Here is a 21,111-nt window from a genome sequence, read left to right as displayed (position 1 = left end):
TGGACAGACAGAAAGATTTTGGGGCGTAGCCAAGTGGTAAGGCAGCGGTTTTTGGTACCGCCATTCCCTGGTTCGAATCCAGGCGCCCCAGCCATTCAGGACATCAGGGAAATCTTGGCCTTGGCACGCGAATCATCGACCGTTCTGCACTTCTGAATTGCACACACTTTAACATTTCAAATAACATTTGTTCTAGGCGTCGCTTCCATATTGACAAGCGCCGCATCATCTTGAATGTTGAATGAAACGTTTCATCACGTAAGTATGAATCGCAGGGAGTGAGCATTCGCATCTGGACGGGAGTGGTCCGGCGCGAAGATCGGCAAGGCAGAACCAAGGTCGCGGCGCGCAATGCCGCGTGCGTTTGATCGTTTGCCTCCAGTTTTCTTCCTGACACTTCGAAAGGTCGGCGGGTGGCCATGCCATTCCGCACGGTTTGGGCAACAACCAAGGAGGATATGCCTGTGAAGAAACTGCTCGCATCACTCGCCATTGTCGCGGCTCTTGTCGCGCCGGCAAAGGCCGAAGGGCCGATCGATACATCCAAAGTCAAAAAGGAATATGTCACGTCAGCTAGCGGCAAGACCTATTCCATCGCCACCGTGGTCAAGGTCGACGGTATTGCCTGGTTCGACCGGATGCGCGCCGGCGTCGAACAGTTCAAATCGGATACCGGGATGGATACCTGGATGGTCGGGCCGAGCCAGGCCGACGCTGCTGCGCAGGTCCAGATCGTTGAAAACCTGATCGCGCAGGGCGTCGATGCCATCTGCATCGTGCCATTCTCGGTCGAGGCGGTGGAGCCGGTGCTGAAGAAGGCCCGCGACCGCGGGATCGTCGTCATCGCCCATGAAGCCTCCAACATCGTCAATGTCGATTACGAGCTCGAAGCCTTCGACAACAAGGCCTATGGCGCCAAGCTCATGGAAGTCCTTGCCAAGAACATGGGCGGCAAGGGCAAGTATCTTGCGACGGTCGGCAGCCTGACCTCCAAGTCGCAGATGGACTGGATCGACGGCGCCATCGAATTTCAGAAGAAGAACTTTCCTGAAATGTCGCTGGCGACCGAGCGTCTCGAAACCTATGACGACGCCAATCAGGACTACAACAAGCTGAAAGAGGCGATGACCACCTATCCGGACGTTACCGGCATTCTCGGCGCGCCGATGCCGACTTCGGCTGGCGCAGGGCGCCTGATCGCAGAGGGCGGTCTGAAGGGCAAGGTCTTCTTCGCGGGAACAGGTCTGGTTTCGGTCGCCGGTGAATACCTGAAGAATGGCGACATCCAGTATATCCAGTTCTGGGATCCCGCCGTTGCCGGCTATGCCATGAACGAGCTTGCCGTCATGGCGCTCGAAAAGAAGAACGCCGAGATCAAGCCCGGCCTCGACCTCGGCCTTCCCGGCTATACGAGCCTCACCGCGCCCGACGCCTCTAAGCCGAACCTGCTCTACGGCGCCGGCTGGGTTGGCGTCACGGTCGATAACATGGCCCCTTACAACTTCTGATTTGCCTTTTGTCCGGGCGGCGGCAGCGTTGTCGCCCGGACATTTCGAATGGCCGGAGCAAGCATGAGCGAGTATCTTCTGGAGCTGAATAATATCAGCAAACGTTTCGGCGGCCTCGTGGCGCTGGACGCGGTTTCGCTGGCGATCAAGCCCGGTGAAATTCACTGCCTTGCCGGTGAGAACGGTTCCGGCAAATCCACGATCATCAAAATCATGGCTGGCGTCTATCAGCCGACCGAGGGCGATATACGCATCGACGGCGTCCCGGTAACCGGCATGACGCCCGCTCAATCGGTACAGCATGGCATTCAGGTCATCTACCAGGATTTTTCTCTCTTCGGGAACCTCAGTGTTGCCGAAAACCTCGCGCTTAATACGATGCTTCTCGAAAAACGCCGCATCGTCGACTGGACGCGTGCCCGCAACCTTGCCGAACAGGTACTCGCACGTCTCGGCGTTACGATGGACCTCGACGCCGATGTCGAAACCTTGCCGACGTCCGGCAAACAAATCATCGCAATTGCCCGCGCCGTCATGGTCAATGCCCGGCTCATCATCATGGACGAGCCGACGACGGCGCTGACGCGGCCAGAGGTCGATGCGCTCTTTCGCATCGTGCGCGATATCCAGGCGCAGGGCATCGCCGTCCTGTTCGTCAGCCACAAGATGCGCGAAATGCTCGAAATCAGCGAACGGCTGACCGTCTTGCGCAACGGCAAGAAGGTGGCCGAAGGCCCGATTACCGATTTCAACGAACCGAAGATCACCCGCGCCATGACCGGGCATGATCTCACCGATCAGAGCTACGTTTGGGAGCCAGCCGCCGGAGACAACCCGCCGCGGCTAGAGGTGCGCAATCTCTCTGTGCCTGGGAGTATCGAGGATATCAATCTGACGCTCCATGCCGGCGAGATCGTCGGCCTGTCCGGATTGATCGGCGCCGGCCGCACCGAGCTTGCGCTGGCGCTCTTCGGCATGAACCCAAAATTTACCGGGACAGTTAAGGTCGACGGCAAGGAAGTGCATCCGGCGACAGTGCAGGAGGCCATCGGATCCGGCATCGCCTACGTTCCGGAGGATCGGCTCAGCGAGGGTCTGTTTTTGCCGCAATCGATCGAACGCAACATGCTGGCGACATCGCTCAACAATTTCGTGCGCGGCATCTTCATCGATCGCAAGCGCACGGCTGCGGCAACGTCGGGCATGTTCGGTGCGATGCAGATTGCTGCGCCAGGTCCGCAGACGCCGGTCAACCATCTGTCCGGCGGCAATCAGCAGCGCGTCGTGCTGGCGCGCTGGCTGCTGACGGGCGCAAGGGTGCTCATTCTCAATGGCCCGACTGTCGGCGTCGACGTTGGCTCCAAGGCGCAGATCCATCGCAAGATACGGGAACTGGCTGTCGAGAACGGCCTCGCCGTGTTGATGATTTCCGACGACGTGCCCGAACTTGTCCAGAACTGCAACCGCATCATCATCATGCATAGAGGGCGTTTTGTCGATGAAATCGGACCTGATTCTTTGCATGAAGACGCTTTAAACGACCGGCTGAAGGCCTTGAAATGACTCTGTTTCGTCGATCGGAATTCATCATCGCCTGCATTCTTGTTGCTGCGATGATCATCATCGGACTGATCAACCCGGCCTTTTGGTCGCTGGACAACCTGTTCGGACTCTTGCGGGCCAATGTGATTATCGGCATCCTGGCGCTTGGCGTCCTTGTTGTGATGATTTCTGGCGGCATCGACGTTTCGTTCACAGCTTTTGCCGTCGCCGCCATGTACCTCACGATCAAGGTCATGATCTATTACGGCTATGGCGGTGTGCTCCTGCCCTTCGTCGCCGCAACGTTGATCGGCACTTTTCTCGGGGCTTTCAACGCCTTCTTCATCCATAGCTTCCGCATGATCCCGCTGATCGTCACGCTCGGCACGGGCAGCGTCGTGCGCGGCCTGCTGCTTGGCCTCGTCGGCACCAGCATGATCAACATCGACAAGATGCCTCAGCAGCTGATCGCCTTCGCCAAGACGGACCTCATCAGCCTGACTTCTGCAAGCGGCACCAATTTCGGCCTGACCGCGATGATCCTCATCTATTTCGGCCTCGCGCTGCTCACACATCTGTTCTTGCGCTATACCATGATGGGGCGATCGGTGTTCGCGCTCGGCGGTGCGCCGGAGGCGGCAAGCCGGGTCGGCTTCAATACCCGCAACACGTTGTTCGTCGTTTACTGTTTCGCCGGTGCGCTGGCCGGGTTTGCCGGGCTATTGCACGGTTCGATGATCTGGCTTGCCAATCCCCGCGATTTCGTCGGTCTGGAGCTTGATGTCATCGCGGCTGTGGTCCTCGGCGGCGCGTCCATCTTCGGTGGGCGCGGCAGCGTCATCGGCACGCTGCTTGGGGTATTCATGCTGGTTATGGTCAAGAACAGCCTCATTATCATGAAGGTCGATACCACCTGGCAGCGGGTGGTCGTCGGCCTCATCATCATCATCGCCACGGCGCTCACCGCCTGGCGCGACCGCAAGAAACTGGTGTGAGACAGGACATGCAGAACAGCTCTATCGCCAAGCGCATTTTGGGGCAGGACCGCAATATCCTGCAGCTTCTCGTGATCACCGTGCTGGTCTTCGCGCTGATGTCCTATCTCAACCCCGACAAGTTCCTGCGCTACTACAATTTCGAATCCATCACTTACATCATGCCGGAACTCGGGATTCTCGCCATCGCCATGATGATCGCGATGCTGACTGGCGGTATCGATCTTTCGGTCGTCGGCATCGCCAACCTCGCCGGGATTCTCGCGGGCGTGTTCTTCCACCATGTCATCACCGGAACTGACCAGTCCACCGGCATGATCATGCTTTATACGGGCATCGGCATATTGATGGCGCTGGCGATCGGTTTGTTGGCGGGTGTCCTCAACGGCTTTCTCATCGCCAAACTGCGCATTACGCCGATCCTTGCGACGCTCGGCACCGGCCAGATCTTCACCGGCCTCGCTGTCGTCCTCACCGGCGGTCCGGCGATCGTCGGATTCCCGGATGGCTGGAACTATATCGGCAACGGCAAGATCCTGGGCCTCGCAACGCCGTTCATCCTGTTCGTCGTCGTTGCCGGTGCTGTCGCCGTTCTGCTCACGCGCACCACACTCGGTGTCAATCTCATGCTCATCGGCACCAACCCGCGCGCCGCCGTCTTTGCCGGACTGCGCAAGGATCGGATGATCTTCTATTCCTATATGCTGACCGGGTTTCTCGCCGCCATTGCCGGCATCATTCTTTCGGGGCGCACCAATGCCGCGAAATCAGATTATGGCGCATCCTACCTCTTGCAAGCCATCCTGATCGCTGTTCTTGGCGGTACGAACCCGGCTGGCGGCAAGGGCAGGGTGCTTGGCGTGTCGATCGCGCTCGTTGCGCTGATGCTGCTCTCATCCGGCTTCCAGATCCTGCGCTTCTCCAACCACCTGATTGATTTCATCTGGGGAGGCTTCCTGCTTTTGGTCATTGCTCTCAACGCATTTCGCAACACCGATCGATAAGGCCCCGTTTCTTTCCGCAAGATCGCTGATATAGAAAAATTCCAAACGACTGGACTACACAAGGAATACGCACATGGCCCACCGTATCGCCGTTGTCGGCAGCAACATGACGGATCTGGTTACCTCGATCGTCCGCATGCCCGCACCCGGCGAGACAGTCGAGGCGCCGGCATTCGCCATGGGGTTCGGCGGCAAGGGCGCCAATCAGGCGGTAGCGGCCGCACGACTCGGCGCCGACGTCATGATGGTGACCAAGGTGGGCGACGATGTCTTCGGCCAGAGTACGATCCGCAATTTGCAGGACAATGGCATCGACATCACCCATGTCGATACGGCTGCCGGCCAGTCGAGCGGCGTTGCGCCGATCTTCGTCGACGAGCATGGCGAAAATTCCATCCTGATCATCAAGGGCGCCAACAACGAGTTGAAGCCGGCAGATATCGATGCCGCCGCAGAAGACCTGAAGCGGTGCGATCTCATTCTCATGCAGCTGGAAGTTCCACTTGAGACGGTCTACTACACGATCGCCTTTGCCGACCGGCATGGCATCGAGACCATTCTCAACCCGGCGCCGGCCGCGCCGGATCTCGATGCCGGAAAGGTCACCAAAGCGACGTTTCTTATGCCGAACGAAACGGAGCTCGCGTTGCTGACCGGCATGCCGACCGGTACCGATGCCGAAATCGAGACTGCGGCCCGCTCGTTGATTGCCAAGGGCATTCGCACCGTCATCGTCACCCTTGGCTCACGTGGCGCGCGGTTGATCACGGCCGACAAGGCGACGCTGATCGAGCCGCTGAAGGTCAAGCCCAAGGATACGACGGGAGCGGGCGATGCCTTCATCGGCAGCTTTGCCCGGTTCTACGTGGAAGGGCGCGACGTCGAAGCCTCGCTGCGCAGGGCTGCGCTCTATGCCGCCGATTCGATCACCCGCGAAGGCACGCAGAAGTCCTATGCCGATGCGAAGGCGTTCGATAAATTTCTTGCTGGTCTTGGCGATCGCAAGGTCGGATGAATTTTCCACGATGCAAGGTTTTTAAAACGGTTGTGGTTGGACGCTACTCGACAGGAGAATGGCGTTCTTAGATTTCGCCTGCAACGGCAATAAATTGGCGTCGATTTTGCGCGAGGCGTGAAACCATCCTTTTCTAAACCGCGACTGTTCCACTATGTTTGCGGCACGTTCCGGCAGTCGAAGGACGCCGGTGTCCTGAATGATTTTTGCTGGCGCCAATAACGCGCCCGGCACAAGTGGATAGTGATTTTGATGACCAAGAACCTGACGCATCTTCAGCGTCTTGAAGCCGAGGCGATTCACATTTTCCGTGAAGTTGCGGCAACCTTCGCCAAGCCGGTGATGCTCTATTCCATCGGCAAGGATTCGTCCGTCATGCTGCATCTGGCGATGAAGGCGTTCTATCCGGCAAAGCCGCCATTTCCGTTTCTCCATGTCGACAGCACGTGGAAATTCAAGGAGATGATCGCGTTTCGTGATTCAGAAGCTAAACGGCTTGGGTTCGATCTTCTTGTCCACAGCAACCAGGAAGGCATCGAGCAGGGCATCAGCCCCTTCGTTCATGGTTCGAACACGCATACCCACATCATGAAGACGCTGGCCCTGCGCCAGGCGCTCGACAAATATGGCTTCGATGCTGCCTTTGGCGGCGCACGCCGCGACGAAGAGAAGTCACGCGCCAAGGAACGCATCTTTTCCTTTCGCAATGCCCAGCATTCCTGGGACCCGAAGAACCAGCGTCCGGAAATGTGGAAGATCTACAATACCCGCGTCGCCAAGGGTGAATCGATCCGCGTCTTTCCAATTTCCAATTGGACCGAACTCGACATCTGGCAATACATCATGCAGGAGGAGATTCCGATCGTTCCCCTGTATTTCGCCGCCAAGCGGCCGATCGTCGAGCGCGATGGCATGCTGATCATGCGCGATGACGAACGGATGCAGATGCTGCCGGGTGAGGTGCTGCAGGACAAGATGGTCCGGTTCAGGACCCTTGGCTGCTACCCGCTGACCGGCGCCGTTGAATCGAGCGCCACGACGCTTCCGGAGATCGTCGGCGAAATGCTGGTTTCCCGCACGTCGGAGCGGCAGGGCCGCATGATCGACAAGGACGAAGCCGGCTCCATGGAAAAGAAGAAGCGTGAGGGCTATTTCTGATGAGTAAACTAGCCCAGATCGAGTTGTCCGCAGCCGAAGCAGCCGCCGAGGAAATCAACGCCTATATGGCCGAACAGGAAAAGAAGTCGCTCTTGCGCTTCCTGACCTGCGGCTCCGTCGATGACGGCAAGTCGACGCTGATCGGCCGGCTGCTCTACGACACGAAGCTGATCTTCGAGGATCAGCTTGCCGCCCTGACCAACGACAGCCGCAAGCACGGCACGAATGGCGAGGATATCGACTTCGCCTTGCTTGTCGATGGCCTTGAGGCCGAGCGCGAGCAGGGCATCACCATCGATGTGGCCTATCGCTTCTTCTCGACGCCGAAACGCAAGTTCATCGTCGCAGATACGCCCGGGCACGAGCAATATACCCGCAACATGGCGACCGGCGCTTCGACGGCGGATCTCGCCATTGTGCTCGTCGATGCGCGGCAAGGCGTGCTGCAGCAGACGCGGCGTCACAGCTTCATCGCCTCCCTTCTTGGCATCCGCAATATCGTGCTGGCCGTCAACAAGATCGATCTCGTCGACTACTCGCAAGAGATTTTCGACAGGATCGTCGAGGAATATCAGGCGTTTGCGGGCAAGCTTGGATTCAATTCCATACAGTCGATCCCGCTTTCGGCGCGCTATGGCGAGAATGTCATCGGCGCATCCGACAAGTTGCCCTGGTGTAAGGGGCCGTCGCTGCTCGAGCATCTCGAAACCGTGCCGCTTGATCGCACCTCCGACGAGCGCCCTTTTCGGTTTCCCGTCCAATTCGTCAATCGTCCCAATCTCGATTTTCGCGGGTTTGCCGGCACTATTGCCTCGGGTTCCGTAGCGCCCGGCGACGAGGTCGTCGTGGCGAAGTCCGGCAAGACATCGCGCGTCAAGCGCATCGTCACCTGGGATGGCGATCTCGATCGCGCCGGCGAAGGCGAGGCGATTACCATCGTGCTGGAAGATGAGGTCGAGGTCTCGCGCGGCAACATGCTGGTTTCGCCGGGCGCCCGCCCTGAAGTCGCGGACCAGTTCGCGGCCCACCTTGTCTGGTTCGCCGAGCATGCGCTCATTCCGGGCCGTTCCTATATCCTGCGCACCGAGACCGACCAGGTCACGGCCACAATCACCGATCTCAAACATCGAATCGATATCAACAGCTTCGCCGAAGTTGCTGCCAAATCGCTGGATTTGAATGAGGTCGGGGTCTGCAATATTTCGACGCAGGAACCGATCGCCTTCGATTCGTACAAGTCGAACCGTTCGGCCGGGTCGTTCATCCTCATCGATCGCCTGACCAATGCCACGGTTGGCGCGGGCATGATCGATTTTGCGCTTCGCCGCGCATCCAACGTGCACTGGCAGGCGCTCGACGTCGATAAGGCATCGCGCGCGGCACTGAAGGATCAGAAGCCGGCCGTGCTTTGGTTCACCGGGCTCTCCGGTTCGGGCAAATCCACTGTTGCGAACCTTGTCGAAAAGCGCCTCTCATCGCTCGGCAAGCACACCTATATCCTTGACGGCGACAATGTCCGTCACGGCCTCAATCGCGATCTCGGCTTCACCGAGGAGGACCGCGTCGAGAATATCCGCCGCGTCGGCGAGGTGGCAAAGCTTATGGTGGATGCGGGGCTGATCGTGCTGGTCTCGTTCATTTCGCCGTTCCGCTCCGAGCGGCGCATGGCGCGGGAATTGCTTGGCGACGGCGAGTTCATGGAGATCTTCGTCGATACGCCCTTTGAGGAATGCGCCCGCCGCGATCCAAAGGGTCTTTACGCCAAGGCGCTGCGCGGTGAGATCAAGAACTTCACCGGCGTGGATTCGCCCTATGAAGCGCCGGAAGCCCCGGAACTTCATCTGAAAACCGTCGGGCGAACGACGGAAGAGCTTGCCTCCGAGGTCGAAAACTTGCTTGCTGAGCGTGGCATCATCTTCAATTACGACCAGAGTTCGTGGTCCATCTAGAGCAAGTCATGCAATTCGCGCTCACGCCCCTCTGGGTTGCCGCCCATCTCCCCCACAACGGGGGAGGTCGCAAAGGCATGTCCGCCGGCACTTCGAATGTCGTTGGGCGTGATAGAACCTGCGCATTGGTCTCCGCCCTTGGAATGGAAATTTCCGGCAGACCAGAGAGCACCGCATGACATTCCACTCTGATCTGCTCACCCTCTTCGAAGAAACCGCCATTGTTGCCGGTCAGGAGATCCTGCGTATCTACGAGGAAGGCTGCGCTGTCGAACTCAAGGACGACAAATCACCCGTGACTGCAGCCGACCACGCCGCCGAGGCGATCATCCTTCAGACGTTGCGGGGTGCGACACCGGGCATACCCATCGTTGCCGAGGAAGAGATCGCAGGCGGCCATGTCCCCGGCGATCTCGGCACCCGCTTCTATCTGGTGGATCCGCTCGATGGTACGCGGGAGTTCGTCAGCCGCAATGGCGACTTCACCGTCAACATCGCGCTTATCGAAAACGGCGTACCGGTGCTCGGCCTTGTCTACGCTCCCGTGCGCGGCCTGCTCTTCACCGGCGGTCCCGAGGGGGCGCAACAAGTGACGATCGATCGCAACGGCAGCGTGATCGAACGACAGGCCATTGCCTGCCGTTCAGCCCCCGAAGTTCTGGTCGCGGTTGCGAGCCGCTCGCACCGGACGCCGGAAACCGACGCCTATCTCGACCAGTTCGCCATCGCCGATTGCGTTTCGGTTGGTTCATCGCTGAAATTCGGCCTGCTCGCGCGCGGCGAGGCCGACATCTATCCGCGGCTGAGCCGCACCATGGAGTGGGATACGGCGGCGGGCGATGCCGTACTGCGCGCCGCCGGCGGCATCACCTTGACGCTCGACGGCAGGCCGCTGACTTACGGGCGGCGCAACCAGGCGCATGACGCGGATTTCGCCAACCCGCATTTCGTGGCTCGGGGCCGGCTTTAGCCTCGCGGTTTTCGCAAGAGCATCGTCACTACGAAGAACGCCCCGACCGAACTCGTCACGATTCCGATCGGCAACTCTTGCGGCGCGAGCAGCAGGCGCGCGGCAAGGTCGCTGAGCAGGATCAGGATGGCGCCGAAAATGGCGCAGGCAACGATTAGTCCGGCGTGAAGCTGACCGGCGAAGCGGCGGGCTATGTGTGGGATCATCAGGCCGACAAATCCGATGACGCCGGCAACCGAGACGAAAATCGCCGTCGAAAACGCGCATACGATAAAAACGATACTGCGCGTTCGCGCTACGCGCACGCCGAGGCTTTCGGCGGTGCTTTCTCCGGCGAGAAACGCATCGAGCCGGCGGTGGTTGAAGAGCGCAAAGGCGAGGATCGCGGCAAGCCCGGTGATTGCCAACGGCAGATTATCCCACCGCGCGAGGCCGAGACCGCCGAGTGTCCAGAACAGCACGGAATGGGCGGCGCGCTGGTCGCCGAGGAAGACGATGTAGTTGGTGAGTGCGGCAAAAAGGAACGAGACGGCAAGACCCGCGAGGATCAGCCGTTCGGGTCCCTGGCCTTCGATGCGCCGCACGAGGACCAGCACCAGCAGGGCCGCGAGCATGCCGCCCGAAAAGGCGGCAATCGGCAAGGTCCAGATGCCGAAGCGATCGCCAAAGATACTGATTACCGAGACGGCACCGGCGGCCGCGCCCGAGGAGAGGCCGAAGAGGAATGGGTCGGCGAGGTCGTTGCGTGTGACGGTCTGCAGCATCGCGCCTATGACGCCAAGGCCCGCACCGACGCAGAGCGCAAGGATGACACGGGGCAGGCGAAGGTCGACAATGATGCGTTCCACCGGCGCGGCGACGGACGTGTCGCTGAGACCGGCGGCATGGGCAAGTGCACGCATGACGTCGCCGAGCGGGATCAGGGTCGAGCCATAGGCAATTGAGGCAAGGGCAAGGGCGAGCATCGCCACGCTTGCGCCGATAAGCATGCGTCGTTGCGCGGGGGCGAAGCTCATTTACCCCCCTCTGGGCTGCCGCCCATCTCCCCCACAAGGGGGGAGAAAAGCCTGCAGTCATGTTGGCGCAATACCCCGCCGGTAGCGGCTGGACTAAGCGCCGAACGCCCATCGATCTCCCCCCTTGTGGGGGAGATGCCCGGCAGGGCAGAGGGGGGTGAGTGGATCATTTCGTCAATACTTTCGAATGCATTGCCGCCTTTCCCTCCCCCTTTGTGGGGAGGGTGCCTGCGCAGCAGCCGGGAGGGGCCTGCCTGGGATGAAACAGATAGCTTCGCGGTCGCAAGAACCCCGCCCCGGACCTTCGGTCCGACCCTCCCCACAAGGGGGAGGGAAAGGGGCGAACTCGCAGAGGCCAATGCCTCGTTCGAGTACCGAATGTGCGAAGCCGCCAATCGATCTCCCCCCTTGTGGGGGAGATGCCCGGCAGGGCAGAGGGGGGTGAGTGGATCATTTCGTCAATGACTTTCGAATGCATCGCGGCCTTTCCCTCCCCCTTGTGGGGAGGGTGGCTGCGCAGCAGCCGGGAGGGACGTGCTTGTGATGTCTCAAAGGGCTTCGCGGTCGCAAGAACCCCGCCCCGGACCTTCGGTCCGACCCTCCCCACAAGGGGGAGGGAAGGGCGCGAGCCCGCAGAGGCCAACGCCTCGTTCGAGTAGCGAGTGTGCGAAACCGCCAATCGGTCTCCCCCCTTGTGGGGGAGATGCCCGGCAGGGCAGAGGGGGGTGAGTGGATCGTTTCGTCAATGACTTTCCAGTTCATCGCGGCCTTTTCCCTCCCCCTTGTGGGGAGGGTGGTTGCGCGGCAGCCGGGAGGGGCCGTTGCTTGTCGCCAATCAAAACGCTTCCGGATGCATGGCACGCGCGATCTTGCCGATAGCCTCGATATTGGCAGGGCCGGGCGTGATCTCGGCGTAGCGCAGGGCGACGAAGCGTTCGTTCTTCACCGCATCCGTCTCCTTCATCGCCGGGTGTGATTTCAAGAAATTCAAAAGCTTCTGATAACCGGCATCATCCTGATAATCGAGAAGGACGAGGAATTGCGGGTTGCGCGCGGCGACCGTTTCCCACGACGTCGTGCCCCAGCTCGTCTCCATGTCATCCATGATGTTGACGCCGCCGGCTTCGCGGATCAATGCCGACGGCATGGCGAACTTGCCGGCCGTGAACGGCTTGTCCTCACCGGAGTCATAGAGGAAGACGCGGGTGTCGCCGTTGCCGCTGATCTTGCCCTTGATCGCGGCAAGCTCGGCCTTCCAGCCAGAGACCAGCTTGTCGGATTCGGCTTCCCTGCCGAAAATCTTGCCGAGCTTTTCAATATCGCCATAGAGCAGGTCCATCGAGGCGGCGGGACGGTTCTTGTCGAGATGAACGCAGCTCTCCGTCAGGACGAGCGTCTTGATGCCGTAGGGGGCGAGCGTGTCCGGCGTAACGTCGCCGCCCGGCTTCATGCCGTAATACCAGCCGGCAAAGAAGAAATCGGGATTGGCGGCGACGAGGTTCTCGATGGTCGGATATTTAGGTGCAAGCTCGGGGATCGATCCTTGCTGCTTCTTGAACGCTTCATCGAGCTTGTACCAGCCGGTGATGCCGGTCACGCCAACGATCGAGGGCTGGAGGCCGAGTGCAAAAGCCATCTCGCTCATGTTGATATCTTGGATGACGGCGCGTTTCGGCGCTGCGTCGAAGGTCAGCGGCGTGCCGCAACTGTCGACAGTGACGGGAAAGGCATATGCCGGCGCCGATAGCAGCGTGAGCGCGAGCGCGATGAGGGCTTTTTTCATGGGAGTCTCCGTGAATCAGATTGAACGGTGCCGGGAACGTCGAACACCATGAGTTCGCGGTCCTGATGCGGGTGGCGCAGGCGCAGGACGTCGAGCTCGAACACGTCGCTGACGATGCGCGGGATCAATGTCTCGTTGGGCGTGCCGGCGGCGACGATCTTGCCGGCATGCATGACGGCGACATGGCTGGCGAATGGCGCGACGAGCGGCAGGTCGTGCAGGACTGCGACTGTGGTGATGCCGAGCCCGGAAACGAGCGAAAGCAGGGCGCTGCGTGCCTTCGGATCGAGGTGATTGGTCGGCTCGTCGAGAAACAGGATCGCCGGTTGCTGGGCGAGCGCGCGCGCCAGCTGCAGCCTCTGCCGCTCGCCGCCGGACAGCGAACCAACCGTCCGCGCCGCAAACGACGCGACGCCGGCACGGTCCATGGCTTCCCCAACAATCTCGCGATCCGTCGCGGCGCTGTAGAGCCCGCCATGGGGGATACGGCCAAGCGCCACGTAGTCGATGGCGCGCAACTGGCCGTCCGGCGTATCCGTCTGGCCGACGAAGGCGAAGCGGCGCGCTCGATCCAGCGGGGTCAAGCGGCTAATATTCTCACCTTCAATGTGAATGGCCCCGCTGGTCGGCGCCGCAAGCCCCGCCAGCATCCGCAGCAGCGTGGACTTGCCGGCGCCGTTCGGACCGATGATGGCGAGCCGCGATCCGCGCGCAATTTGCAGCGATGCTGCCTCGACCAGGCACTTGCCGCCGATTCGATAGCTGACCGTGTCGGCGCTGAGAAGGATGGAACTCATGGCTGGCGTTTTCCGGCAATCGAAGATTTTCGCACGCAGGAAACTTCGATCAGGTGATGTAATGTTATATCGTATGATAGCAAACGCGGAGCAATGTCAACCGGCAGGATCCAGCCACGGTGGGGGCACAAGCGATAATGATGGTTACGGTAGATGTGCATGCCTGTCCTTCATGGGGACAGGAATAGGGAACGTGGATATTCCGATCACGGGACGCCTCGGCAGTTGCTCGAGGTCATCCGTAAACGGCAACATCGCATCGCTCCCGGCACACCCCGTCCGGTTCGAATCATTTGCTTGATGGCAGGTCTCCTGGCTCGCGGGTCTCAGCTTTGTGCCCGGCCTTCCCGATCGTTCGATCAGTGGCATCGTCAGGCAACGCTCGCCGCTTACAGTTGCGGGGGCAGCCACGGTCTCGGTCCCTATTGGGTACGCCTCACCGTGTTCCCTTTTCATCTCCGGTGTTGTCATCCCGGAGAAACCATCGGCGCGGATGCTATGCGGGGATTTCTCCGCTGGCAAGCACGTTTATACGGCAAAATTCTCAAGTGCTAAAATAATTGGCAATGGGACATTTTAAGACGTGCCCTATGAAAGAGAGTAGTTTAGGTTTCAGTTTGTTTCGCGCGATGCGCGGCTAGTTATTTGAGGCGATATGGCAATTCAGGCTGCGGTCTACCATCTGACGCACTATAAATATGACCGTCCGATCATGCTCGGACCTCAGGTCATTCGCCTGCAGCCTGCGCCGCACTCGCGTACGAAGGTCCTCAGCCACTCCCTTAAAGTCAGTCCTTCCAATCACTTCGTCAACCTGCAGCAGGATCCCTACGGGAATTTTCTCGCCCGCTTTGTGTTTCCCGAGCCGGTCACCGAACTGAAGATCGAGGTCGACCTCGTTGCGGACATGACAGTCTACAATCCCTTCGATTTCTTCGTCGAGCCGATCGCGGAGACGTGGCCCTTCGCCTATCCTGAGGATATCCGGGACGACCTCTCGATCTATCTGAAGCCGGAGCCAACGGGCCCGCTGCTGAGCGCGTTTCTTGCAACGATCGACCGCAACCCGACCAATACGGTGAATTTCGTCGTCGACCTCAATGCGCGTATCCAGCGCGAGGTTGGCTATGTCATCCGCATGGAAACCGGCGTGCAGGACCCCGATATGACGCTCGGCGTCGCGACCGGTTCCTGCCGTGATTCCAGCTGGCTGCTCGTACAGGCGCTGCGCCATCTTGGCATCGCGGCCCGGTTCGTCTCCGGCTATCTCATCCAGTTGAAACCCGATCTCGTCGCCCTTGATGGCCCGGCGGGGACGAACAAGGATTTCACCGACCTTCACGCGTGGTGCGAGGTTTATCTGCCGGGCGCGGGCTGGATCGGACTTGATCCGACCTCGGGCCTTCTGACCGGCGAAAGCCATGTTCCGCTCGCCGCAACGCCGCACTACAGAAATGCCGCCCCGATTTCCGGCATGGCCGAACCCGCCAATGTCGAGTTCAATTTCGATATGCATGTGACGCGGGTCTCCGAACATCCGCGCATCACCAAACCGTTCTCGGACGAATCCTGGGCAGCGCTTGATGCTTTGGGCGACAAGGTCGATGCGATGCTGCAGCAGCGCGACGTGCGGCTGACCATGGGCGGTGAGCCCACCTTCGTGTCGATCGACGATTTCGAATCCGGCGAGTGGAACACCGATGCGGTCGGCCCGACCAAGCGCGAAAAGGCCGACATGCTGATCCGCCGACTGCGCGATCGCTTTGCGCCCGGCGGCTTCCTGCATTATGGGCAGGGCAAATGGTACCCGGGCGAAAGCCTGCCGCGCTGGACCTTCTCGCTCTACTGGCGCAAGGACGGCAAGCCGATCTGGGTCGATCCGAACCTCATCGCTGCCGAAAACAGCAAGGGCGACATCAAGCCGGCGGACGCCGAAAAGCTCTTGACCGGCATGGCGAATGTTCTCGGCGTCGAAACGGAGATGGTCGCGCCGGCCTATGAGGATCCGGCCGAGTGGCTGGTCAAGGAAGGCAACCTGCCGGCCAATGTCGATCCCTCCAATTCGAAACTCAAAGACCCGGAAGAGCGCAGCCGCATGTCCCGCGTCTTCGAACGTGGCCTGACTGAACCGACGGGTTATGTGCTTCCGGTACAGCGCTGGAACAGCCAGGCTGTCGCCGGCCCGCGCTGGCGCAGCGAAAAGTGGACGACACGCCGTGGCAGGCTCTTTCTGGTGCCGGGGGATTCGCCAGTCGGATACCGCCTGCCGCTCGGAGCGCTGCCGCATGTCCCGCCTTCGGAATATCCCTATATCGTGCCCGTGGACCCGTCGGTGGAACGCGGACCGCTTGCCGACTCGATTGCTCAAGCAGATCCGGCGGGCCGGGACACGCCGCAGGCCGTTGTCTCCTTTACCGCCGCCGAAGGGGGCCAGCAGGAGCGAGTGGAACAGGAACTCGGCGATATCGGCGGCGCGGTGCGCACCGCGATCTCCGTTGAGCCGCGCGAGGGCCGCCTCAGCGTATTCATGCCGCCGGTTGAAGCGCTGGAGGACTATCTTGAACTCGTCGGCGCCGCCGAGGCTGCCGCGGCGAAGCTCGGACTGCCGGTTCATATCGAGGGCTACAGTCCGCCTCAGGATCCGCGCATCAACGTCATTCGCGTAGCGCCGGACCCAGGTGTCATCGAGGTCAACGTCCATCCTGCCGCCAACTGGCGTGAGTGCGTCGAAACGACAACGGCGATCTATGAGGAAGCGCGCCAGTCGCGCCTCGGCGCCGACAAATTCATGGTCGACGGCCGGCACACCGGCACGGGCGGCGGCAATCATGTCGTTGTCGGCGGCGAAACGCCAAATGACAGCCCGTTCCTGCGGCGGCCGGATCTCTTGAAGAGCCTTGTCCTTCACTGGCAGCGGCATCCATCCTTGTCCTACTTGTTTTCCGGACTCTTTATCGGCCCCACAAGCCAGGCCCCGCGCATCGACGAGGCGCGCCATGACAGTCTTTATGAGCTCGAAATCGCCATGGCGCAGGTGCCGATGCCGGGTCGCGGCGCACCGCCTCTGCCCTGGCTGGTCGACCGGCTTTTCCGCAACCTTTTGATCGACGTCACTGGAAACACCCACCGGGCGGAGATCTGCATAGACAAGCTGTTCTCGCCTGACGGACCAACGGGACGGCTTGGACTCGTCGAGTTTCGCGGTTTTGAGATGCCGCCCAATGCCCGCATGAGTCTCGCGCAGCAATTGCTGGTTCGGGCGCTGGTCGCGCGCTTCTGGAACAAGCCCATCGAGGGCGGGTTCGTGCGCTGGGGCACGTCGCTCCACGATCGCTTCATGCTGCCCGCCTTTGTCTGGGCGGATTTTCTCGATGTTCTCGCCGATCTGCGCGAAAACGGCTTCGAGTTCCGGCCGGAATGGTTCGAGGCACAGCTCGAATTCCGCTTTCCGTTCTGCGGCGAGATCGAACGCGAGGGCGTCAAGCTGGAACTGCGCCAGGCGCTGGAGCCATGGCATGTCATGGGCGAGCAGGGCGCAATCGGCGGGACGGTGCGCTTCGTCGACAGTTCGGTCGAGCGTCTGCAAGTGAAGATGGAGAACTTCAATCCTGCGCGCCACAGCGTTGCCTGCAACGGGCGCGAAGTCCCGCTGCGGATGACCGAAACGCAGGGTACAGCCGTCGCAGGCGTACGCTACAAGGCGTGGCAGCCGCGCAGCGGGCTCCATCCGATGATCCCGGTCAATACGCCGCTTGTCTTCGATATTTACGATCAATGGTCGGGCAGGGCGATCGGCGGCTGCGTCTATCATGTCGCACATCCGGGTGGGCGCAGCTATGATACGTTTCCCGTGAATTCGAACGAAGCGGAGGCGCGCCGCCTTGCCAGGTTCGAAGGGCGGGGACACACGGCGGGGGCCTATGAACTCAGGAAGGAGCAGCCTTCCGGCGAGTTTCCGATGACCCTCGACCTCAGGCGGCCACGGCCAAGTTGATGCGACGAATGCGAGATCGGATGGGTCTGAGTTTTACCCCGGCTCTGTCTAGCCAGATGCCCCGCTGCCGCGGCGCAGGGGGTGTGCAACCATGCCATCGCCCGTGAGAGCGCCAAATGTATCAGGGCTGCTCGCGGGTTATCAACCGCTGCCCAATGTTGCCGACGAGATGATCGACCCATCCGGCGCAGTGCGTCCGGGTTGGGAATCCCTGCTTCGCAAACTCGATCAAATTGGTCCTGAAAAGCTCGCGACCCGCTTTGCCAAGGCCAGCCAATATCTGCACGATGCGGGCGTTTATTACCGGGTCTACGACGAAACCGGCACACAGGAACGAGAATGGCCGCTGGCGCATATCCCGCTTCTGATTGACCAGCATGACTGGCAGTCGATCACGCGCGGTCTTGCCGAGCGCGCGGATCTCCTGGAAGACATCGTCGCCGACATTTATGGCGAGAACCGGCTGATCGGCGAGGGCCTGCTGCCGCCCGATCTGATTGCTTCGAATTCCGAATATTTGCATGCAGTGGCAGGCGTGAAACCGGCGAGCGGGCATTTTCTGCATTTTTGCGCCTTCGAACTCGGCCGGGCGCCCAACGGCAGGTGGTGGGTTCTCGGCGACCGCACGCAGGCGCCGTCGGGTGCGGGTTTTGCCCTTGAAAACCGCGTCGCAAGTACGCGGGCCCTCGCGGATGTTTCCGCGTCCATGAACGTTCACAGGCTTGCCGGATTCTTCAAGGAGTTTCGCGATTCGCTGCAGGCGCAGGTTAAGAATCCGCAGGGACGTGCAGCAATCCTCACGCCCGGACCCAACAACGAAACCTATTTCGAACACGCCTATATCGCGCGCTATCTCGGCTTCATGCTCCTGGAGGGTGATGATCTCACCGTCAGCAAGGGCAAGGTCATGGTGCGCACCGTTTCGGGCCTCAAGCCCGTGGATGTGCTGTGGCGACGGATGGACGCCGCCTATATGGATCCGCTTGAACTGAAGGCAGATTCCTGGATTGGCACCCCCGGCATGGTGGGGGCTCTCCGGCAACGTTCTGTCTCGCTCGTCAACGCACTTGGCTCCGGCATTCTGGAGACGCGCGCTCTGTTGGCGTTTCTTCCGGCCATTTCCAACGCGCTGCATGGGCGCGACCTTGCTCTGCCGAGCATCGCCACATGGTGGTGCGGCCAGGACAAGGAGCGCCGGCACGTCATGGACCACCTTGACCAGATGATGGTCGGGCCGGCGATGTCGAGACAATTGCCGTTTGAGGACATGGGCGCGACCGCGCTCGGCGCCGGCCTTGACGATGGCGCACGTAGCGAACTGCTTTTACGGCTGAAGGATGACGGGCGCAGCCTTGTCGGGCAGGAGGCGGTCAAGCTTTCGACGACGCCGGTTTATGTCGACGGCAAGCTGGAGCCGCGCCCCTTCGTATTGCGGGTCTTCGCCGCGCGGACCAAGCATGGCTGGAGCTTTCTGCCCGGCGGTTTTGCGCGCGTGGGCCTTACCCTCGACACTGCTGCGATCGCCATGCAGCGTGGCGGGCAGGCCGCCGACGTGTGGATCACGAGCAGCGGACCGGTCGGCAAGGACACGCTGCTGCCGCGCGAGGATGACGCTTTCCGGCGCAACGTGCCGGGAACGCTCCCGAGCCGTGCCGCTGAAAATCTGATGTGGATGGGACGCTATATCGAGCGGGCGGAAGGAACCGCGCGCATCCTCCGGGCCTGCCACGCGCGTCATGCGGAGGCGGCCAACAGGGAACTTCCGCTGCTCGCCGAAATGCGTGCCTATCTGAAGCCTCTCGGCGTCGATCTCGACAGCGCCATTCCAAAGGGCCTCTCGCGCTCGATCGACGGAGCAATGCTCAGCGCCAGCCGTATTCGCGATCGCTTTTCGCCGGATGGCTGGCTGGCCTTGCGGGACCTTTCAAAGACGATCCACCGTTTTCATGATGTGGTGGCTGCGGGCGACGACACAACCCGGGCAATGACAATCGTCCTGCGCAAGCTTGCGGGCTTTTCCGGCCTCGTGCACGAAAACATGTACCGGTTCACCGGCTGGCGCTTCCTTGAAATCGGACGCCGCATCGAGCGCAGCATCGGAATGGCGCGCATCCTTGCAACGCTATCGCGTCCGGACGCAGCAGATGGGGCGCTCGAAATGCTGCTGGAGATCGGCGACAGCGTCATGACCCACCGGCGCCAATACAGCGTTTATTCCGGGCGCCTCAGCGTGCTCGATCTTCTGGCGCTCGATCCGCTCAACCCGCGCTCCATTCTTTTCCAGCTGGAGGCCCTGAAGACGGAGTTCGGGCTTCTGCCGGCGCGCGATTCGAGCACCGAGATGCCCGTACTTATGAAGAAGGTGCTTCGGCTCCACACCGACCTTGCGATTATGGAAGCGTCGGAGCTCACGCCGGATAAGCTCCATGGACTTGCCTATGAAATCGGAGTGCTCTCCGATACGATCTCCGACACCTATTTCGCCTGAGGCGACCGATGCTCTACAATATCCGCCTGCATCTCCACTATGATTATGAGCGTTCCGCCGCCGGTGGACGTCATCATATTCGCGTCATGCCGCAGACGATGCCGGGCATCCAGCGGGTGATCGCCTCAAGCCTGTCCTTCGACCCGTCTGCGGCCGAACGATACGAGTTTACCGATTTTTTCGCCAACACCGTAACATCGATAGCCTACCGCAATCCGCACGAGACGCTCGATGTGACGATGACGGCGCGGGTGAATGTCACACGTCCGCCGACAATGCTCGATGTATCGCCGGACATGGCTGGCCTTCAGAAGGAAATACGCAGTGTTCGGTCGATAGCAGCGGACGCACCGCATCACTTTCTGAACTCCACCGATTATGCCGCAATCGATCCGCAGATAACCGCTTATGCGGCGGAGAGCCTTGCCCAGGCGCGCACTGTGATGGAGGTCGTGAACAGCCTCAACCACCGCATTTACAAGGACTTCACCTATGACGGCGAGGCGACCGACGTGCGCACGTCGGCACGGCAGGCATTCGACCTCAAGGCTGGGGTCTGCCAGGATTTCAGCCATGTGATGATCGCCGGATTGCGCGGACTCGGCATCCCGGCCGGCTATGTCAGCGGTTTCCTTCGCACCATACCGGCACCGGGCGAGGAGCGGCTCGAGGGCGCCGACGCGATGCACGCCTGGGTGCGGGCCTGGTGCGGCCGCGAAGCCGGCTGGCAGGAGTTCGACCCGACCAACAACATGGTTGCCGGCAATGACCACATCACCATCGGCTATGGCCGCGACTACGCCGATGTGTCGCCGATCGTTGGCATCTTGAAGACCAGCGGTTCACAGGAAGGCAAGCAGTCCGTCGATGTCATCCCGCTTGAGCTCTAGCG

The 21,111-nt window shown here is 60.7% G+C and carries 15 protein-coding genes, 1 tRNA gene and 1 riboswitch; of the genes, 12 read left to right on the top strand and 4 right to left on the bottom strand.

Annotated features, from left to right (window positions below; translation table 11 throughout):
* Positions 1–19: 19 nt before the first annotated feature.
* From GF108_RS10760 to rbsK, 6 genes are all read left to right on the top strand, one after another.
* Positions 20–94, top strand: a tRNA-Gln gene (locus GF108_RS10760).
* A 370-nt stretch (positions 95–464) separates the two neighbouring features.
* On the top strand, positions 465–1,508 hold the full coding sequence (locus tag GF108_RS10755; RefSeq protein ID WP_370462129.1) for an autoinducer 2 ABC transporter substrate-binding protein: 1,044 nt from the start codon (positions 465–467) through the stop codon (positions 1,506–1,508).
* A gap of 63 nt (positions 1,509–1,571) precedes the next feature.
* The gene (locus tag GF108_RS10750) at positions 1,572–3,071 is read left to right on the top strand and encodes a sugar ABC transporter ATP-binding protein (protein WP_153667936.1); all 1,500 of its coding nucleotides are present in this window, start codon (positions 1,572–1,574) and stop codon (positions 3,069–3,071) included.
* Positions 3,068–4,045: an ABC transporter permease gene (locus GF108_RS10745; RefSeq protein WP_027230032.1), complete on the top strand. Its 978-nt coding sequence runs from the start codon at positions 3,068–3,070 to the stop codon at positions 4,043–4,045. The genes GF108_RS10750 and GF108_RS10745 overlap by 4 nt, the downstream gene beginning before the upstream one ends.
* A gap of 8 nt (positions 4,046–4,053) precedes the next feature.
* Complete coding sequence (locus GF108_RS10740; protein WP_091919385.1) at positions 4,054–5,049, top strand: ABC transporter permease; 996 nt, start codon at positions 4,054–4,056, stop codon at positions 5,047–5,049.
* Between the two features lie 73 nt (positions 5,050–5,122).
* Positions 5,123–6,064: a ribokinase gene (gene rbsK / locus GF108_RS10735; protein ID WP_153667935.1), complete on the top strand. Its 942-nt coding sequence runs from the start codon at positions 5,123–5,125 to the stop codon at positions 6,062–6,064.
* Positions 6,065–6,085: 21 nt separating this feature from the next.
* Here rbsK and GF108_RS10730 read toward each other — a convergent pair whose 3' ends face one another.
* Positions 6,086–6,337, bottom strand: a complete 252-nt coding sequence (locus GF108_RS10730) for a hypothetical protein (protein ID WP_153667934.1) — start codon at positions 6,335–6,337, stop codon at positions 6,086–6,088.
* Between GF108_RS10730 and cysD the strand changes: the two genes are divergently transcribed.
* From cysD to cysQ, 3 genes are all read left to right on the top strand, one after another.
* Positions 6,317–7,222, top strand: a complete 906-nt coding sequence (gene cysD / locus GF108_RS10725) for a sulfate adenylyltransferase subunit CysD (protein WP_153667933.1) — start codon at positions 6,317–6,319, stop codon at positions 7,220–7,222. The two genes, GF108_RS10730 and cysD, sit on opposite strands and share 21 nt — an antisense overlap.
* Entirely contained in the window at positions 7,222–9,171 is a 1,950-nt protein-coding gene (cysN, locus tag GF108_RS10720) for a sulfate adenylyltransferase subunit CysN (RefSeq protein WP_153667932.1), read from the top strand. Before cysD ends, cysN begins: the two co-directional genes overlap by 1 nt.
* 175 nt (positions 9,172–9,346) lie before the next feature.
* Positions 9,347–10,141, top strand: coding sequence for a 3'(2'),5'-bisphosphate nucleotidase CysQ (gene cysQ / locus GF108_RS10715; RefSeq protein WP_153667931.1), 795 nt, complete (start codon positions 9,347–9,349; stop codon positions 10,139–10,141).
* On the opposite strand, the gene GF108_RS10710 is transcribed toward cysQ, so the two are convergent.
* The 3 genes from GF108_RS10710 to GF108_RS10700 all read right to left on the bottom strand — a co-directional run bounded on the left by GF108_RS10710 (position 10,138) and on the right by GF108_RS10700 (position 13,737).
* A complete protein-coding gene (locus tag GF108_RS10710; protein ID WP_246663908.1) occupies positions 10,138–11,157 on the bottom strand; it encodes an iron ABC transporter permease in 1,020 nt (339 codons plus the stop codon). The genes cysQ and GF108_RS10710 overlap by 4 nt on opposite strands.
* Positions 11,158–11,992: 835 nt before the next feature.
* Positions 11,993–12,940 carry an ABC transporter substrate-binding protein gene (locus GF108_RS10705; RefSeq protein ID WP_153667930.1) on the bottom strand — a complete coding sequence of 316 codons (948 nt, stop codon included), beginning with the start codon at positions 12,938–12,940 and terminating at the stop codon, positions 11,993–11,995.
* Positions 12,937–13,737, bottom strand: coding sequence for an ABC transporter ATP-binding protein (locus GF108_RS10700; RefSeq protein ID WP_153667929.1), 801 nt, complete (start codon positions 13,735–13,737; stop codon positions 12,937–12,939). The genes GF108_RS10705 and GF108_RS10700 overlap by 4 nt, the downstream gene beginning before the upstream one ends.
* Positions 13,738–14,021: 284 nt before the next feature.
* Positions 14,022–14,238: riboswitch (cobalamin riboswitch) on the bottom strand.
* 154 nt (positions 14,239–14,392) lie between these two features.
* Here GF108_RS10700 and GF108_RS10695 point away from each other — a divergent pair.
* The 3 genes from GF108_RS10695 (at position 14,393) to GF108_RS10685 (ending at position 21,109) form a co-directional block, all read left to right on the top strand.
* Positions 14,393–17,731, top strand: a complete 3,339-nt coding sequence (locus GF108_RS10695) for a DUF2126 domain-containing protein (RefSeq protein ID WP_153667928.1) — start codon at positions 14,393–14,395, stop codon at positions 17,729–17,731.
* Between the two features lie 91 nt (positions 17,732–17,822).
* Positions 17,823–20,219, top strand: a complete 2,397-nt coding sequence (locus GF108_RS10690) for a circularly permuted type 2 ATP-grasp protein (protein WP_153667927.1) — start codon at positions 17,823–17,825, stop codon at positions 20,217–20,219.
* A gap of 8 nt (positions 20,220–20,227) precedes the next feature.
* Entirely contained in the window at positions 20,228–21,109 is an 882-nt protein-coding gene (locus GF108_RS10685; protein WP_153667926.1) for a transglutaminase family protein, read from the top strand.
* Positions 21,110–21,111 lie beyond the last annotated feature (2 nt).

The organism is Phyllobacterium sp. SYP-B3895 (assembly GCF_009647635.1).
Taxonomy (GTDB): Bacteria; Pseudomonadota; Alphaproteobacteria; order Rhizobiales; family Rhizobiaceae; genus Phyllobacterium; species Phyllobacterium pellucidum.
Note: the sequence above shows the minus strand (reverse complement) of the source record. Positions and strands in the feature narration are given on the sequence as shown.

Bases quoted from the DNA above. Each gene is read 5' to 3' on its own strand.
- GF108_RS10695 (WP_153667928.1), top strand. From the start codon at position 14,393: ATGGCAATTCAGGCTGCGGTCTACCATCTGACGCACTATAAATATGAC.
- GF108_RS10685 (WP_153667926.1), top strand. From the start codon at position 20,228: ATGCTCTACAATATCCGCCTGCATCTCCACTATGATTATGAGCGTTCC.
- GF108_RS10730 (WP_153667934.1), bottom strand. From the start codon at position 6,337: ATGCGTCAGGTTCTTGGTCATCAAAATCACTATCCACTTGTGCCGGGC.
- GF108_RS10710 (WP_246663908.1), bottom strand. From the start codon at position 11,157: ATGAGCTTCGCCCCCGCGCAACGACGCATGCTTATCGGCGCAAGCGTG.
- GF108_RS10750 (WP_153667936.1), top strand. From the start codon at position 1,572: ATGAGCGAGTATCTTCTGGAGCTGAATAATATCAGCAAACGTTTCGGC.
- GF108_RS10700 (WP_153667929.1), bottom strand. From the start codon at position 13,737: ATGAGTTCCATCCTTCTCAGCGCCGACACGGTCAGCTATCGAATCGGC.
- GF108_RS10690 (WP_153667927.1), top strand. From the start codon at position 17,823: ATGCCATCGCCCGTGAGAGCGCCAAATGTATCAGGGCTGCTCGCGGGT.
- cysQ (WP_153667931.1), top strand. From the start codon at position 9,347: ATGACATTCCACTCTGATCTGCTCACCCTCTTCGAAGAAACCGCCATT.
- GF108_RS10740 (WP_091919385.1), top strand. From the start codon at position 4,054: ATGCAGAACAGCTCTATCGCCAAGCGCATTTTGGGGCAGGACCGCAAT.
- rbsK (WP_153667935.1), top strand. From the start codon at position 5,123: ATGGCCCACCGTATCGCCGTTGTCGGCAGCAACATGACGGATCTGGTT.
- cysN (WP_153667932.1), top strand. From the start codon at position 7,222: ATGAGTAAACTAGCCCAGATCGAGTTGTCCGCAGCCGAAGCAGCCGCC.
- GF108_RS10705 (WP_153667930.1), bottom strand. From the start codon at position 12,940: ATGAAAAAAGCCCTCATCGCGCTCGCGCTCACGCTGCTATCGGCGCCG.
- GF108_RS10745 (WP_027230032.1), top strand. From the start codon at position 3,068: ATGACTCTGTTTCGTCGATCGGAATTCATCATCGCCTGCATTCTTGTT.
- cysD (WP_153667933.1), top strand. From the start codon at position 6,317: ATGACCAAGAACCTGACGCATCTTCAGCGTCTTGAAGCCGAGGCGATT.